We start from the raw sequence: 16,406 nt of genomic DNA, 5'->3' as shown, positions 1-16,406 counted from the left end.
TCGCCTCCGATCAAGGCACGCCAAACACACAAGCCGACTCAATTCACTCTTTCTTATAGTTTCGGTTAGTTTCGGTTTGACTACATACTGTTACCGTATCTATCTACGCAACATAACGCGCGATCCGATGAATCGGACGAGTGAGCAGGGCAGCTAGGTGCGGGGCTGAAGACGGCAGGCTCGATCGGTAACGGTCTGAACCGGCAGCGATGTGACGGCGACGAGCAGCAAGGCGTTCCTGCCGAACTAGCTACGTTCCCGAATGTTTCGCTCAGCTTCGTGACCCGCAGGGATCATTAGAAGGGGAGAAGGCATGAAGAATCTGCTGGATACGAAGGACCGGCTTGCGCGGCGATGCCGCCTAGAGGCTTTTTGGCTGGGAACCGCCATGGCCATAGTGACGCCGGCTGTCGCCAAGGCGCAGGAGGGCTCGACGATCCAAGGCTCGGCTTCCGCCTCGCCAGCGCCTGAGCAGACCATCGGCGCCACCGACGACACGGGTCAGGACATCGTCGTCACTGGTATCCGAGCAGGCCTCGAACGATCGATCAACGTCAAGCGCAAGGCGGTCAATGTCGTCGACGTCATTTCGGCAGAGGACATCGGCAAGTTCCCCGACAACAATCTGGCCGAATCTCTCCAGCGCATTCCGAGCGTCACCATCGACCGTTCGGAGTTGGGAGAAGGACGGCAGATCAATCTGCGCGGTCTGGGTACCGGCTTCACGCGCACCGAGATCAACGGCGGATTCGCCATCAACGGTCTTGATCTGGGCGTTCTCGCACCGGAGATCTTCTCGCGCGTCGCCGTCGAGAAATCCTCTTCGGCCAGCAGCGTCGAGGGCGGACTCGCCGGCACGGTGAAGATCGAGACGATCAAGCCCTTTGATAGCCCCGGTCTCCGGATCGTCGCAGTCGGCGGAGGGCAGGTGGGCCAGAAGTCCAAGGTGATGCCCAGGACTTTCGGCCTGATCAGCAAGAACTGGGACGATCGCTTCGGCATCGCTCTCGGGGTGGCGTATTCGAAGGTCGACTTCCGGACCAACGAGATCGCCTACGGGCCTTGGGTGCCGTTCCGCCTGATCGCGAACGCCAACGCACTCGCCACGGCACCGTCGACGCTTCTCGATGCGGCGACGCCCCGTACCGCGGCCTACTACAGCTACATCGAACAGCGAAAGAACATTGGCGGTACCGCCGCCTTCCAGGCTAAGCTGGGCGACGGCTTCGATCTTACCGCCGACTTCCTCTACGCCGAGATCGACGGTGCACGACACGACGACCGGCCGGACGTCCCGATCGAAGGGAACAACGCCGCTCCCACCAACTATACGGTGGAGGACGGCGTGGTGACATCGGGTACGTTCGCCGGCGTGCAGAACCGCGTCGGCACAAGCTACCGGCCGCAATACCAGCGCGTCTGGCAGGGCACGCTACGCGCCGATCTGCGACCAAACGAGCATCTGACGGTGTCGCCCGCAATTGCCTTCGCCAAGAGGAACGAGCGCACGGAGCTCCAGCTCTTCTCATTCGCGATCAACAACACTACCGCCAGCTACGACGTGAACGGCAGCGTGCCGAACTTCACGTCGGGTTCGACCGACTTCCTGTCCAATCCGCAGGACTTCGGCTTCAACGTCTTCATCTTTGACCGTTTCCGTCAAACCACCGACGAGCTGATGGCGAAGATCGACGCCAAATATGCCTTCGACGACGAGGATCGGTTTTCGATCCGCTTCGGTGGACGCTACACCGACCGCACGACCAGCCGGCGTGGCGAAAACGCAGGGCTGTATCAGGGTTCCCCGCTCCTCACCGCGAACTCGCCCTCGCTGGCCGGGGTTGCGATCACGCGGCCCTTCAGCGTCAAGGGCTCGCCTTCGCAAACGCCCGACCGCATTCTCGCCGTGGATCCCGCGCTTGCGAAGAAGTACTTCTACCCGAACGTCGGCGATCCCTACGTCGCGCCCGAGTTCTTTCCGTATCTGACTGGAAACGATCTGCGGTCCTTCGCCGTACGTGAGGAGACGTTCGCAGGCTACGCACAAGCAAACTTCGTCATCGGCGCGGTGTCGTTCGATGCCGGCATCCGCTACGTCAACACCAGCACCCGCACGGAGGGTACTCAGCTCGTCGGCGAGACGCCCCTCGCCCGCAGCGACAGCGGCAAGTCGGCGAACTGGCTTCCGGCCGCGAACGCCCGGTGGGAGCCGATCCAGAACGTCGTGGTGCACGGTGCGTTGAGCCGCTCGCTGACTCGCCCGGACCTCGACTCCCTGACGCCGACGCAATACATCAACTCGGGACCGCAGACGGGGACCCGGGGCAACCCCAACTTGCGGCCCTACACGGCGGATCAAGCCGATCTCAGTGTCGAGTGGTATTGGCACCCCGGCTCATTGCTGAACGTCGGCTACTTCTACAAAGACATCAAGGATCTCATCACCCAGCGGACGGTTAATGAGGTTGCGACCTTTCCAGACCAGCTCACCGGCCTCCCCACGACGGGGGTGATCGCGTTCACGGAACCTGCGAACGGCAACTCGGCGTGGGTCAGCGGTCTCGAAGTCGGTCTCCAGTCGCCTTTCTACTTCCTTCCGGGGGCGCTGTCCGGCTTCGGTACCGTCCTGAATTATACGCGGGCTGCAAACCGAGCGAAGATCGACAATCCCGATGGGACGACCCTCCGTCAGGATCTGCCTGGTCTCTCTCGGAACGCTTACAACGCGGTGCTCTACTACGAGAAGTCTGGCTTCGATGCCCGCTTCGCCTACTCATGGCGCAGCACCTATCGTCGCTCCGATCCGGTGGGAGCCCAGTTCGGGGCGGAACGCTACGTCCGCAGCTTCGGGCAACTCGACTTCTCCAGCAGCCTGCCGGTCACGAAATGGCTGCAGCTCAACTTCGACGTGACGAACGTGCTCGACAAGCAGCGAAAAGAGTTCATCCGTATCCCCTCGACCGGAGCCACCCCGCCGGCGAACGTCATCGAGCTAGAGCGTCGTTTCATCGTGACGGCACGGGCGGTATTCTGACGTTTGGTGGACGGACATCCTGCGACGGCACCCCCAGCCCTCGCAGGATGTGCTCACCAATTCCGAAGTCCCTCGGTCGCCAGAACCGAATTATACCAGTGAGCCTTGATCAAGTAGTCCAGGCGGACGGCTTGCTCGTCAATGCGCCGATCGACCCCAATGTCAGCCGCTTAGGCCAGCCCACCCTAGCCCGCTCCATTGGATCATGGCCGGCGCTCTTTTAGATGGTGGTTCGCGCTGAGCGTGATCCGTCAGATCGGTACAATAGATGCGTCAATCGCCTGTTCGACGATGTTCCTGACTTTGAACGCCGCCAAGCTGTCCGTATGATCTCGTGCTATGCATATTCCAAAGATCGCTCTTGCCGCCGTTCCCCACGACGGCCGTCACTTCGCCGCATTCCTGTTCGACATGGACGGGACGCTGATCACCAGCATCGACTCCGCAAACCGGGCGTGGACGAGCTGGTCGCTGATGCGCGGCTTCGACCCGGCCCACGTCATCTCCATCATGCACGGCGTCCGGACGGTGGAGACGATGAAGACGCTCGGCGTCGCTGATCCGGTGGCGGAAGCGGCCTGGATCACGCGAAGAGAAATCGAGGATACCGACGGCGTGGAGGCGATACCGGGTATATTCGCTTTCCTGGCCAGTGTTCCGAAAGAGCGCTGGGCGATCGTCACCTCGGCTTCACGCGTGCTTGCCGAGGCCCGTCTTCGCCGAGCAGGCATCGAGATTCCGCCGGTTCTGGTCACCTCGGAGGACGTGGAGCGCGGCAAACCGGATCCTGCATGTTTCCTCCTCGGCGCGGAAAGGCTGGGGGTCGCGGCTTCGGACTGCCTCGTGTTCGAAGACACCCTGGCGGGCCTCGGCTCTGCGGACGCCGCGGGCGCGGCCAGCCTCGCAATTACGTTCACCCATCACGATCCAATCGGCAACGCTCATCCGGCGATACACGACTATAAGGGCCTTTCAGTCGTAGCAGAGGCCGAAGGGCTCCTGCTGACAAGAGGCATGCTTAGATAGCGCGGCCACTTCATGAAAATGGGCGGCTCCGTCAAACCAAATGCACCGGCCGGTAAGCCGAGCAGGGTAGGGGCTTGGTCATGCCTCGTGCCCTCAAGCCAGTCTCGCCGTTCCGCTACTTCAACTCATCGCCTGAGGTGATCCGGCTGGTGGTGCTGATGTACGTTCGCTTTCCGCTGTCGCTACGCAACGTCGAGGATCTCCTGTTCGAGCGCGGGATCGACATCTGCCATGAGACAGTGAGGCTGTGGTGGAACAGGTTCGGTCCACTGTTGGCAGGCGAGGTGCGCCGCCAGCGGATCAGCCGCATGCGGGGGTTCCGCCACTGGCGCTGGCACCTAGACGAGATGTACGTGAAGCTCAACGGTGAGATGGTCTACCTGTGGCGAGCGGTGGATCATGAAGGCGAGGTGCTCGAGAGCTACGTCACTCGCACCAGGGACAAGGATGCAGCACTCACCTTCATGAAGAAGGCACTCAAGCGCCACGGCTCTCCACAAGCGATCACCACCGATGGCCTGCGCTCCTACGGCGCAGCGATGAACGAGCTCGGCAACCGCGACAAGCAGGAGGTGGGACGCTGGGTCAACAACCGGGCGGAGAATTCGCACCTGCCGTTTCGACGACGAGAGCGAGCGATGCTCAGGTTCAGGCAGATGAAGACGCTGCAAAAGTTCGCCTCAATTCACGCCAACGTCCACAACCACTTCAGCTTGGAGCGCCACCTCGTTGATCGACAGACCTACCGGAATCGACGCTCCGCCGCGCTGGCGGAGTGGCAGGTGCTCGCTAGCTAGGCTACGACCGTCAAAGACCTAAGTGCATCGTGTGGAGAGCGGTTCGCATTAGACTGACAGCACCATGCCGGCATATCGACGGGCTGGGTTGCGCCGAGCGACGACCGGATTTCGGATGTGCGGGCGATCTACGAGGTGAACGTGTTTGGCGCGATCCGGGCGACACAGGCCTTCCTGCCCCTGCTGAAAGTCTCTGCCGCCCCGCGGATTGTCATGATGTCCAGCAGCCTGGGCTCACTGGGGTGGGCGTCGAATTTCGACGCGCCGATGGCGCGCGAGGCGAACCTGCTCGGCTACAACAGCTCGAAGTCCGCTCTGAACGCCGTGACGGTGGCGTTCGCTAAGGAGCTGGCGCCGTTCGGCTTCAAAGTGAATGCCGCCTGTCCCGGCTACACGGCGACCGATCTTAATCAACACACTGGCCCTCGCACCCCAGAGCAGGGTGCCGCCATCGCTGTCCGCCTTGCCTCGCTGGCCCACGACGGCCCGACCGGCGGGTTCTACGATGATGCAGGCGTGGTCTCCTGGTAGCCACAGCGCACGCGGACGCTTGTTCGTGCGAATGAACAAGCGTCCGCTTTTGGTTGACGCTCGGCTGCGCCTGAATGACGGTTTCTGGGTCAAAAGCTTTGGACGCGCGTTGGTGGAGCAGGTTCCCTTGAACGCGGAATCGTTCGCGATGGGCCGTTATAAGTGTCCGTTTTAGCGTGCTGCTGATCTACCGGATTGGACGTCTAAGCCCTGATCGGAGGTGATGTACAGGCTCGGCGACGAGACGGGAGCGAGCACAGCGCAGGAGCGCCCCTTTAGTTTTGCATCGTACAGGGCCCTGTCCGCCTCAAGGAGCAGGGTCGAGAAGTCCGACTGAGCAGCCGATTTCATCGCGATACCCACGCTGGCACCGACTGTCACCGCGGTTTCGTTTAACAAGAATGTCGTGCTGGACAGCGTGTCGATGAGACGCTGTCCGGTTTGACGAGCGGTGGCAGCGTCCGTTTCGTCGGCCAGAATGATAAATTCGTCGCCTCCCATCCGGGCGACGACGTCCGTTGCAGGGGTCGCCCGTCTCATCAACTCGCTGACTTCGACGAGAAGTTGATCGCCGGCCGCGTGGCCGAGCCCGTCGTTGATCGCCTTGAAACCGTCGAGGTCGATATAGAAGAGCGTAGCGCCCGTAGTCGTGCCTGCGCGGCGAGCAACGACTTCCTCTAGACCCGCACGGTTCAGCAGGCCTGTCAAAGTGTCATGTCGCGCGCGACGTCCGTTCTCGCGCTCGGACCGCATGGTCTGTACCAGCATGGCGTTCAGACGATAGGCCGCATGCGTCATGGCGTAGATGTACATCGGAATCTGGATTGCCGTGGCGAGCATGATCGGTTCACCGGATATGACCCCTGCCATGGCGCACGGCCCAAGGCTGAGAAGGATCATGACCATCACGAGCCGAGGGGCCGCGAAGTTCCGGAACGCCACGCCCCCGGTCATGGCCGCAGCGGAAAGGGCGACGAGCGTTGCAGCGAGCCAATCACCGCTGAGCACGGTGATAAAGCAGCCATAGCCTACCGAAGCAGCCCAACATACCGCAGCCAATATGTAGAGATCGATAGGTGCGCGGCCTCCGCTCTTCGCGGCGCGGGTCCCTTGAATGAGCAGCGGCAGGCGCAATGCCGCCAAGCCGATTTCGAGCACTGCCCAAAGCAGGAACGCGGGTGTGGGAAGGCGCGTCGTCACGATCGAGGAGACAAGAATGGTGTTGAACACACCGCCCAGAAAAATCGGGAGTGACCCATACAACCCCTGAACCAGTGAAGGGCGGATTTCAGCCGGAACTTCACCCGCACACTCGACCAGCCAGCGCGTGACAGCCCAACGCGGCAGCACACCATCACCATGCGGCATCAACATTACTCCCCGGGGCCTCCCCCCGGGAGCGCGTCGAATGCTTGCCATTCTGGGGTTAAATTTTGGTCAATCCGACAGGTTCACCGCATTGCTGGGTGCATGACATCGGTGGAACGGCTGAGATGAACGAACGGCCGAAGTTGGCGAGCGGCACGTCCCGGCTCAGTGTCTGCTTCTGGGTCTGAGCAGGTGTCCTCTCCGCCCGACGGATGCTACCTGAAAGCACGAGCTTTCGTGAGTGGCGACGTCCGACAATGCCCCTCGACGCCAGCGTAAGTCGCATCGTCTTTGCTTATTGTCCTGCGTCACCTCAATCGGTGATCGTATCGTATCGACGGGCAGAAGCCTGCTAGCCTATGGCGTTTTAGATAAAGCAATGGTGGGGACATTGGTCGTCAAATTTATTCAATATGTCGGAGGCATGGGGTTATCTGTAGCGGGCTTTTCCCTTGCTCCGGCGCAGCCGTGGGTGCCGGTAGCGACGGCCGGTAAGGTTATCGATGGCGTTTGGCGATCGCGCGGCTATGGGCATATCCTCGTCGTGCGAGGCGGGACCCGTACACTCTACCATGAGGCCGGCGCGTTCTGCTATCGCGGGACCAGCGACGACCTCGACGACGATGCCTATCGGCTGGTGTCCGTCACAGGACGGACCCATCTTGCATTCGCCGCATCGCCCGATCAGACCCATTACTTCTTCGAGCGCATAGATGCGTTGCCGCGCCGCTGCACCACGAAACGCGATTGGACGGCTCACGACATAGCAGAGGTTATCGCGGCGACGTTCTCTGACCTCTATCCCGGATTCGGCCGGCGCGGACTAACGCTGAATGCATTGACCGCTGCTCTTGCGACCAGCGACGCTTCACCCCCCGAATTGCCCTTCTTCCAACGTGCCACCCGGGCGCTGGCGAGCCTCGACGATGCCCATGTCGGTCTTGAGGCCAAGATCGACGGCGTTGATCACGATTTCGAGGGTGGCGAAGCCCGAACCATCAAGAACGCTCAAGCAGACTCTGCATTGGGTTCCGATCCCGCCGCGCGGGAGCGGGCCTGGTCCAAGTCCTATCACGACGGGATCACCGCCCTTCTCGATGGCGGTGGACATCAGGTCGCCAACCGCCGCATCCTGTGGGGGACGATCGGGCGGGTCGGCTATATCAACATCGTCGCCATGGGCGCGTTCGACAAGGACGCTCCTCCAAATAGCACAAAGGTGCTGGACGCCGCGCTGGACGAGGCGCTTGCTGCCTTTCAGGGGCTTCCCGGCGTTATCGTGGATGTCTCTAACAATCGTGGTGGGTACGATGCGATCAGCCTCCGTATCGCCGGTCGTTTCGCCGACGGGCGCCATCTGGCTTTCTCGAAGAGGGCCATAGGTGCGAACGGTCCCTACCAGCAGTTCGAAGTCATGCCGTCCGAGCGCGTCCGCTATCTTGGTCGGATCGCTTTACTGACCAGCGACGTGACGGTCAGCGCCGGTGAGACGTTTACGCTCGCGATGCGGGCGCTGCCGAACGTGGTGCATATCGGCAGCCGGACGAGAGGAGCTTTGTCCGATCAACTCAGCAAGCCGCTGCCAAACGGCTGGACGCTCACGCTGCCCGCCGAGAAGTATCGCGATCCCGATGGGCATTCGGCGGAAGGGATCGGCGTCGAACCCGCACGATCCCTACCCCCGTTCGAGCCCGATCATCGCACCATGATCCGGCAGGTAGCGCAAATCCTGTCGTCTCATGGTTGAGCTGCCGCTTTCACGGTGGCCCCTTCCGCCATGCCGGTGACGACGGCCAGATCATCTCGCTGGTCGTTCGTCATCGGGGATGCAAGTTCAGGATGACGGAACGCGTCGACGTGCGACAAGCTGGTCAACCAACTCGTCCCGACTCGATTTAAAGCACTGTCCGAAAGCCGCCTCAAGACCACGAACGTCTGTGATCTCCCCTTCGTCATGTCGTTTCCGGGCGGATGCGAGCTGAGGCCGGTACTCGGACCAGCATCGTTTGAGGGCCGTGCATCCCACGTCGTCGACGTCTTTGTCCCCAGTCGATATCGTCGTCTTGCACGTCGTGACGCCGATGGTGGTCGCAACCTTTCCCCGCCAAGCCGCCAGTCGCTTGCCGATCACGACAATATCCGTCTCGGGCGGTGCTTGAGGTACCGCCTGAGCCTGCGAAAGTAGAAGCGCGAACGCCATCATAGGACTTACCCCTTCAGTGGTCTATTCAAGTCGTTCGGCTCATTGAAAAAGCCCGCGCCGACGTAGCGGCTGCTCCGGACGTGTCGTTATATTAGTGAGGCTTGGAGCGTGTCTCTGTCGTCAGATTGCCGCTGATGAAAGCATAAGGGTGTTACCAGTGACGGTCAGCGGGACGTCGCCCGATTTCAGGATCGTTTCCACGTCTTTTAGCGGTTGGCTCGACCCCCGCTGGATCATCGCACGCATGACATCGCCTGCGTGTTTGTCATCGTTCAAACCATCGAAATAATCGAGCCACTCTGTCCCGCCCAAGCGTCGATCGGCCTGATGGCGGGTAAGCAGCGGATTGATAAAGTCGACGAAATTGGAACCGCCGTGGCGTCGCGCGACGCCGGATGCCGCCAATGCGAATACCGTCCCGCAGGCGTAGAAAGCACGGCTTTCATGGCGATCGGCAGCTTGTGCGATCGGCTTCGTGCCGAGCTTCACGCAATCGTCCACCGCCCGCTGGAGCTCGCCGATCACATACTCACGGTCGGCGTCGGCCAGCAACGTGTAGGCCATCATCTCGGCGCCGCCCTCGGTGATCCATGCGTCCGATGGCGCGCTGTAGGTCACTCCCTCCGACCCCAGCCAGAAATGTGCCATTTCGTGCGCGATGAACCACCTGGTCCGGCGCGCCGCGCGCTCGTTCCGCTCCAGCAGGCCCTCGCCCTCGAAATTGAGGACGATTTCGCCGGGGCGCACGCCACCGTCGTTGATGACCTTTCCGGGAGTCGCGCCGCGCCAGCCCATGATGAGCAACGGTAGCCGCGGATCAGACCGTGCGCCGAGGCGCGCCGCATAGGTCGATGCCACGCGCGGCGCGAACTGCGATACGTCGGTCTTCAACCAAGCCGGCAAGGCAGGATCGGCGAGCATGGCGACGCCTCCGAGCGTCTGTACCTCCCCAGATCCGAACACGACGTAGGTGGCCGCCCCGGTCAGGATCGGGTCCCTTTGCCGTTTGCCCTGCACAAACACCGGACCGGCATAGTCATGGAAGCGCACCGGCAAGGCGCGGCCACCCAAATCCTGGACCGACAGTCCTGCCTCTTTCGCGTCCACGGTTGCCGGATGATCGATCGGAACCAGGTCGAACTGGTCGGAATAGAGCGCTGTCGCGCCGTTGCTGAAGGAGATGGCTGGATCGTATTCCCGTTCCAGCGTCGCGTTAGTCGGTCTAAAGGTTATCCGGACTTTTCGGGGAACCGTACTACCATGATCGGCGACTAGTACGTCATAAGCCCCGTGCCGCTCGATCCGCACGCCGGGCGTCACAACCCGCCAAATTTCCGAGCGCCAAGCTCGATGATCGGCCTGCTTTGGCGCAGACACAGGGAAGATCCAGCCCCGCGTGTCGCTGCGAAGCGTATAGTCCACCTGCCAAGCGCCATTTCTGTGTGTGACGCTGGCTGAAGCCGGTTCATGCAATTTGGGCTTCGACGTCGCAATCTGTGCGGCAATCGCCATTATGAGCAACATGTATTCGTCCCCCTCTCCTCGATAGGAGAGGGCGACAGCTTTATGGCCGCTGAACGTTGCCCGCCTGGAATGACTGCATACAGCATTTCGTTTTTCGATAGTCTTGCCCTTGGTGATTTAGAGAAAGGATCCCGCTTCCGGTCTCTTGATCGATTTGAGGCAGCCGGGGGGCAGCCGGCAGGCCGAGCTCAGCAACTCCTTCGCTGCAAACATGAATGAATGGCCGAAAGTGGAGCGCGGAGAACGGGCGGCGAATGACCGGAACTGGGTTTAAACGCCCGCCGGTCGCCAAGCCGAGATCCTCAGGTTAGACTGAACTTGAGATCAGAGCGAAGAGGGCACCACCGTCATAATCGAGCTTGTTTCCCCTGATGCCTATGGCCCCCTCATTTAGCACCTGAAATCGCCCTTGGTAGCGGATGGCTCGGGGGTGACAGGGTTGTTGGTCGCGCCACCATCCGTGATCTGCTGATCAAGGCCGCTCGTTTCAACGAATAGGAGCGGCAGAGACTAACAATCCATCTGCCTAGCAGGGCGATCACACTCCGGTTGGACGAAATTGAACGGCACTATGAAGCTTGAAACCACCCGCACGGGCCGATGAACGAATGTCCGCTTCTGGATGGTGCACCTAGCTCCCTGAATGACCGCAAGTGGGGCTTTTGTAGCCCTTTCGAACCGCGGAGTTTGCAGAACGCCTTACGTTCTCCAAACTCCGTCTATGCAATGCAGGTTCAAGAAGGAGCAATTGGACCGGGTTTTGACAAAGCGGTCACGAGGAGGGGCGGCAACGGGGTAACAATAGCTGCTTTCCTACCGTGGGTTCCTTTCGGGATTGCTCCGGCGCTATGGTAAGCCGCGTCAGGCGTTAAAATATCTCTTCGGCGGATGCAGGCAGCTCTTCGTTACAGACAGCCTCTTCTGCCGGACACCGGCGCCAGCGCGACGGCTTTCGACAGCAATCGCCAGCGATGCGGCTGATCGTTACCCGGCGATGGTGAAGACCGAACCGGAATCGACTCTGATGCCGGCGCCATTGATAAAACTCGCCCGCTCGGAGCACAGGAAAGCGACCGCTGCGGCCACCTCTTCGGCCCGCCCGCGCCGTTTGAGCACCATGCCCGGCCGCTCCTCTTCGAGAAAGCTCGCGATCGCCTCATCGAAGCTCTCGCCGCGTTCCTCCGCCCGTTTGCGCATCATCGTGTCCGTCATTGGTGTTGCGATGAACGCGGGCGAAACGGTGTTAACCAGTACGTTTTCGCCGCCATAGGCCTTGGACAGCCCCTTAGCGAGGGCGAGGATACCTGCCTTGGACGCGCAATAGGCCAATTCGTCGATGTAGGGCTGGACCGCATCTTCGGAGGCGAACAAGACGATCCGGCCCCAGCCATTCTCGCGCATTGCCGGAATGGCTTCCCGGCACATCCGAACCGCGCCCATCAAGTTGATGTCGAGCGTATCCTGCCAGCCGGCATCGTCGACATCGAGGAAATCACCCGTCGCTCCCGTCACGCCTGCGGCGTTGACGTAGATGTCCGGGTTGCCGAACCTGTCGCGCACCTGCGCCCAGATCGATCGCACGTCGTCGGGATTGGTCACGTCGCCCGCGACGGCGGTGACCTCGCCGAGTGAGGTGAGGTCCGCGATCGCCTCGTCCAGCGTACCATCGGGCCGATCGGTGATCGCAACGCGGACCCCCGCCTCGAGCAGCAGGCGTGCCGTCTCCCGGCCCATGCCTGAATCCGCGCCACTGATAAGCGCGATACGGTTCTTGATACCCAAATCCATGATGAACTCCTCAATGCCTGGATGCGAGAAAACGGTCGGCGGTACGCAGCGACAACGCCATGATGGTCAGCGCGGGATTGGCCGCCAGCGCGCTGGGAAAGACGGAATTGTCGCAGATCAGCAGATTTGGCACATCGAAGCTGCGACCGTCGGAGTCGACCACAGCGGCGTCGCCATCCGTCCCCATGCTGCACGTGCCGATCGTATGGGCGGAGCGGTCGACCGCGACGATGTCGCTCGCGCCGGCCGCCTCCCAGATCCGAGTGAGCGTGCGCCGGGCATGACGGTCGATTGCTTGCTCGTTGGCGTGATAGCTGAAGTCGATCCGCGCCTTGTGGTGGCCGTAGGCGTCGACCTCGTCGGCGAGCATCAGACGGTTGTCGGCATGGGGCAGGCACTCGCCGTTGATCCCGATCCCCGCCATCTGATTGTACCCGCGAAGAAGGGCCTGAAGCCGCTCGCCCCACATGCCGGCCCCACGCGCAAGGCCGGTGGCGAGGTTGACGGGCAGCACGCCGAGGCTCTGGATGAGATAGCCGCCCGCGCAGCCCGCATCGCCGGGCCGCATCATGTCCTCGCTGATCAGCGATGAAGGATAGCCGCGGTTCATCCGCATGTCGGCGTCGAACCGGCCCCAGATCTGTGTCGCGACATGCGCCATGAAGTTGCGGCCGACCTGGCCGCTTGAATTGGCGATGCCGAGATTGAGCAACAGCCGCGGTGTTTCGACCCCGCCGGCGCACAGGAAGACCGTCGAACAACGCTGGCGATGCTCCTCGCCGTCCTGTCGATACACGACTGCGCTGATCCGTCCGCTGCCGTCGAACTCGAACGACACCACGCGCGCCCCGGCACGGATCTCGGTCCCATGCGCGAGGGCAAGCGGCAGGTAGGTCGTATCCATGCTGGTCTTCGCCGCGGTCCGACAGCCCTGGTGGCAGGTGCCGCAGTTGATGCAGGCCTGACGCTGCCCCCAGTGCGGCTGGTCCCGATCGCGTGAAACCAGGGCGGCAGGCGCATCGGTGGCGGTCATGCCGACCGCCGCACAGCCGCGGGCCATTGCGTCAGCCGCGGCGTTGCGCGCGACCGGCGGATAGGCATAGCGACGGGTGGCGTCCCATGGGTAGTCGTCCGGTCCGGATACGCCGGTAAACTGCTCCACCTCCGCAATGTAGCGGATCAATTCGGCGTGATCGATGGGCCAGTCGGCACCCTGACCGGTCATCGTCTTCAGTTGCAGGTCGCGCGGATCGGGGCGGGGGCAAAAGGCGCCCCAGTGCAAGGTCGACCCGCCGACGCCCATCCCCGAATTGTTCGAACCGAACGCCGTCGGGGTCGCCCCGCCGCTCAGTCGCTCCTCCATCCAGTAGATGTCGGCGGCGATCTCGTCGGCGACGTGGTCGTCGGGGCGAAACGGTCGGCCCGCCTCCAGCGCCACCACCGACAAGCCTGCCTGCGCCAGCCGGGAGGTAAGCGGTGCGCCACCTGCGCCCGTGCCGATCACCACGGCATCGACGACCTCATGCGCGCCGTAATGTTTCGACGTCACGAGGCGCGCTCCACCGACGGTTGCCAGGCTTCCAGGTCGTTGGCGCCGGTGCGCGTGTATCCCTGCTTGCGGCGACCATCGCCACCGACCGCGAAGCCGTCATAGCCGATCGCTGCCATCGTCGCCGGCAGCGACATCCAGATGCGCACCGTTTCGGCGCGCACGTCCTCGAACCACAACGCCATCTGTTCGGGAGAGAGCTGTGCCTCATCCTCACGGTTGCCGACCTCGCCGTTGGCCACACGTTCGAGCAAGCGGGTCTGCGCGCCGAGGTCGAGGGAGGCGAAACCATAGGCCGCCATCGTCGCAAGCCCGCGCTGCCATGCCTCACGGTCGGGCGGCAGTATCGCGAAGCGCCAGCCATCCCCGGTCCCGTCCGCGATGCCGCTCAGGATGCGATCCGCCAGAATGGCCGCGCCGTCAGCATCGGGCAGGATCTGCGCGACCAGAGCCGTTGCCATGGTGCGGTTTTCCGCCGACCAGATCGCAGCGGGGGCAGGAGGACGCAGGCGGTCCAGCAGGGCGGCGCGGGTCCTGCGGCTGACGCGATCGGAACCGAGCAGCGTCGCGAAATCGGCGGGCAATTCGGCTTGCGTGACGTTCGCGACATGGCCTTCGATCAACGCGGCGAGCACCTGCGGCTGTTCGTAGGGGATAAGATGGGCCGCTCCCTGCACGACCTGAACATCGGCCGTCACGTAATGCGGCAGGTTGAGCCGATGCTGGGCGTCCTCACCCAGATCGCCATCGTCCGCGCCGGCGAGGATCAGGGCAGGTATCGAGATGATCCCCGCCTCGGCGCTCCAATCCTCCCGACTGCCGCGTTCCAGCCATCCGAGCCATGCCTCGCGGCTCGACCGCCGTACGTCGTCGATCGCCGTGTCGCGTAAGGGGGGCGGCAATCGTGCCGCGGTGTTGGCGTCGACGAACGTTGCGGCTTCGCCGTGTGATGCCTGCTTTTCCGCGAACCAGCCGATCATCTCGGCGCGACGATCCTCGTCCATCGGTTCGGGCGAGGGGGGCGATGCGGCAACCAGCACGACGCCTAGGATTGCGGACAATCCGATCTCCCCCCGCGCGGCTCGTGCAGCGACAAGCGTTGCGATCTTGCCTCCCATGCTGTGGCCGACGAGCACGCACGAAGACAAAGCGCGAGACCGTATCTCGTCCGCCAGCCAATCCGCCATCGCAGCAACGTCCAGATAGCCATATGGTGCGGCCGCCCCGAAGCCTGGCAGGTCGAGCGCGACGCAATCACGCCCTGGTAGATAATGGAGAACAGGCTTCCACTCTTTCGCGCTTGCACCAAGTGCGTGAAGAAACACCAACGTCGGTCCGGTCATCAGGCCTCGCAAAGTCAACTGCATGCCCGACGTTGCAAAGGATGGTCAGTTCCGAAGCCATGCGCCCGTTGCCAAAAGAACGGTGGTAACCGTTCCAATGCGCCTGCCGAGCCCGCCCTCCAGCGACTGGCTTTCAAAGGACCGCAGCCCCCTGATAAGGACCCTTCGGGCCGGTCCCTTGTTGTGGGGACGCACGATCCTCATGCAATATCGGAGCTGAACCCCATGGCCAAAAAGCCGCCCAAAGCGAGCAACGCGTCCACGGACGAAGCGCAGCCGCGCTACGCCGTCAATTATCGCGAAATCCAGCCGTACGGTACGTTGAAAGACCTACCGATCGCGCTCGAAGACAATGCGCGTGCCCAGAGCGTGGAAATCCTGAACCAGGTTCTGGTCGATACCATCACTCTGCGCGACATGTACAAGAAGCACCATTGGCAAATGTCCGGCGCGACCTTCTACCAACTGCATCTACTGCTCGATAAGCATTTCGAGGAGCAGTCCGACCTGGTCGACATGATTGCGGAGCGGATCATGGCTTTGGGCGGCATCAGCATCGCCATGGCGCCCGACGTGGCCGAGATGACCCGCATCCCTCGCCCTCCCAAGGGACGCGAAGATGTTCCCTCACAGCTCGCGCGTCTACTCGAAGCGCACGAGATCATCCTGCGTCAGGCACATGAAGGTGCGGAAGCCGCGGACGAGTCCGGCGACGACGGCACGAACGATCTGCTGGTCAGCAACATCATTCGCACCGGCGAGCCGCAAGTCTGGTTCTTGGCCGAACATCTTGCGGCAACCGAGCTGGTGCGTCCCAACGCATAAGCCTCAGCGGGTGGCGCACACGTAATCTCCGTGTGCGCCACGTCCCATACGAGGCGAATTAGAGATGAACAGATGTCCAAAGTTGGGAACAACGACGGAGCGCAGGAATGTTCGGAACTGGGTTTCATGGAAGCCACGGATTGGGCCGGAGATGTAATACTTGGAAGCAAGAACTCAGCTTAGTATGACATCCATTCAAGCTATTAGAGGCCATCAAGCGGCGGGCTGCCTCCTGCCACGAGCGCGCTTTTCGTGCGGGCTCGAATTGACCCGTATCCGGGCGAGACGCGGTTGATATCCGCAGTCCGGCGTGGGAGACTGAGTTATCGCGCTATCCGCTCGGCTGCGATCCGGCGCCGGTCGTCTGCAAACAGCGGCCGGCACCGTTGCGGCTACGCATCCAGAGTTGCAACAATCG

General features: G+C 62.1%; 11 protein-coding genes. 6 read left to right on the top strand and 5 right to left on the bottom strand.

All coding sequences use genetic code 11. The annotated features are described in order from the left end of the window. The first annotated feature begins 313 nt into the window (after positions 1-313). The 4 genes from AC07U4_RS16230 to AC07U4_RS16215 all read left to right on the top strand — a co-directional run bounded on the left by AC07U4_RS16230 (position 314) and on the right by AC07U4_RS16215 (position 5,388). The gene (locus tag AC07U4_RS16230; RefSeq protein WP_495196116.1) at positions 314-3,034 is read left to right on the top strand and encodes a TonB-dependent receptor; all 2,721 of its coding nucleotides are present in this window, start codon (positions 314-316) and stop codon (positions 3,032-3,034) included. A gap of 339 nt (positions 3,035-3,373) precedes the next feature. After that, positions 3,374-4,060 carry an HAD-IA family hydrolase gene (locus AC07U4_RS16225; protein ID WP_495196115.1) on the top strand — a complete coding sequence of 229 codons (687 nt, stop codon included), beginning with the start codon at positions 3,374-3,376 and terminating at the stop codon, positions 4,058-4,060. Between the two features lie 80 nt (positions 4,061-4,140). Next, complete coding sequence (locus tag AC07U4_RS16220; protein ID WP_495196114.1) at positions 4,141-4,857, top strand: IS6 family transposase; 717 nt, start codon at positions 4,141-4,143, stop codon at positions 4,855-4,857. A gap of 72 nt (positions 4,858-4,929) precedes the next feature. Further along, a complete protein-coding gene (locus AC07U4_RS16215) occupies positions 4,930-5,388 on the top strand; it encodes an SDR family NAD(P)-dependent oxidoreductase (RefSeq protein ID WP_495196189.1) in 459 nt (152 codons plus the stop codon). Positions 5,389-5,559: 171 nt separating this feature from the next. On the opposite strand, the gene AC07U4_RS16210 is transcribed toward AC07U4_RS16215, so the two are convergent. Then, on the bottom strand, positions 5,560-6,756 hold the full coding sequence (locus AC07U4_RS16210) for a GGDEF domain-containing protein (RefSeq protein WP_495196113.1): 1,197 nt from the start codon (positions 6,754-6,756) through the stop codon (positions 5,560-5,562). A gap of 241 nt (positions 6,757-6,997) precedes the next feature. Between AC07U4_RS16210 and AC07U4_RS16205 the strand changes: the two genes are divergently transcribed. Continuing rightward, positions 6,998-8,503 (top strand): S41 family peptidase, encoded by a 1,506-nt coding sequence (locus AC07U4_RS16205; RefSeq protein ID WP_495196112.1) that lies wholly within the window; start codon positions 6,998-7,000, stop codon positions 8,501-8,503. Positions 8,504-9,079: 576 nt separating this feature from the next. Here AC07U4_RS16205 and AC07U4_RS16200 read toward each other — a convergent pair. From AC07U4_RS16200 to AC07U4_RS16185, 4 genes are all read right to left on the bottom strand, one after another. Further along, complete coding sequence (locus AC07U4_RS16200) at positions 9,080-10,483, bottom strand: hypothetical protein (protein WP_495196111.1); 1,404 nt, start codon at positions 10,481-10,483, stop codon at positions 9,080-9,082. Between the two features lie 984 nt (positions 10,484-11,467). Further along, positions 11,468-12,271 carry an SDR family NAD(P)-dependent oxidoreductase gene (locus tag AC07U4_RS16195; protein ID WP_495196110.1) on the bottom strand — a complete coding sequence of 268 codons (804 nt, stop codon included), beginning with the start codon at positions 12,269-12,271 and terminating at the stop codon, positions 11,468-11,470. Positions 12,272-12,281: 10 nt separating this feature from the next. Beyond that, positions 12,282-13,820, bottom strand: coding sequence for a GMC family oxidoreductase (locus tag AC07U4_RS16190; RefSeq protein ID WP_495196109.1), 1,539 nt, complete (start codon positions 13,818-13,820; stop codon positions 12,282-12,284). Further along, positions 13,817-15,163 (bottom strand): alpha/beta hydrolase, encoded by a 1,347-nt coding sequence (locus AC07U4_RS16185; protein ID WP_495196108.1) that lies wholly within the window; start codon positions 15,161-15,163, stop codon positions 13,817-13,819. Before AC07U4_RS16185 ends, AC07U4_RS16190 begins: the two co-directional genes overlap by 4 nt. 225 nt (positions 15,164-15,388) lie before the next feature. On the opposite strand from AC07U4_RS16185, the gene AC07U4_RS16180 reads away from it, so the two are divergent. After that, a complete protein-coding gene (locus AC07U4_RS16180; protein ID WP_495196107.1) occupies positions 15,389-15,988 on the top strand; it encodes a Dps family protein in 600 nt (199 codons plus the stop codon). Positions 15,989-16,406 lie beyond the last annotated feature (418 nt).

Source organism: Sphingomonas sp. GW821-FHT02B09 (assembly GCF_059421875.1).
Note: the sequence above shows the minus strand (reverse complement) of the source record. Positions and strands in the feature narration are given on the sequence as shown.

Bases quoted from the DNA above. Each gene is read 5' to 3' on its own strand.
- AC07U4_RS16230 (WP_495196116.1), top strand. From the start codon at position 314: ATGAAGAATCTGCTGGATACGAAGGACCGGCTTGCGCGGCGATGCCGC.
- AC07U4_RS16225 (WP_495196115.1), top strand. From the start codon at position 3,374: ATGCATATTCCAAAGATCGCTCTTGCCGCCGTTCCCCACGACGGCCGT.
- AC07U4_RS16220 (WP_495196114.1), top strand. From the start codon at position 4,141: ATGCCTCGTGCCCTCAAGCCAGTCTCGCCGTTCCGCTACTTCAACTCA.
- AC07U4_RS16210 (WP_495196113.1), bottom strand. From the start codon at position 6,756: ATGCCGCATGGTGATGGTGTGCTGCCGCGTTGGGCTGTCACGCGCTGG.
- AC07U4_RS16200 (WP_495196111.1), bottom strand. From the start codon at position 10,483: ATGTTGCTCATAATGGCGATTGCCGCACAGATTGCGACGTCGAAGCCC.
- AC07U4_RS16195 (WP_495196110.1), bottom strand. From the start codon at position 12,271: ATGGATTTGGGTATCAAGAACCGTATCGCGCTTATCAGTGGCGCGGAT.
- AC07U4_RS16185 (WP_495196108.1), bottom strand. From the start codon at position 15,163: ATGACCGGACCGACGTTGGTGTTTCTTCACGCACTTGGTGCAAGCGCG.
- AC07U4_RS16180 (WP_495196107.1), top strand. From the start codon at position 15,389: ATGGCCAAAAAGCCGCCCAAAGCGAGCAACGCGTCCACGGACGAAGCG.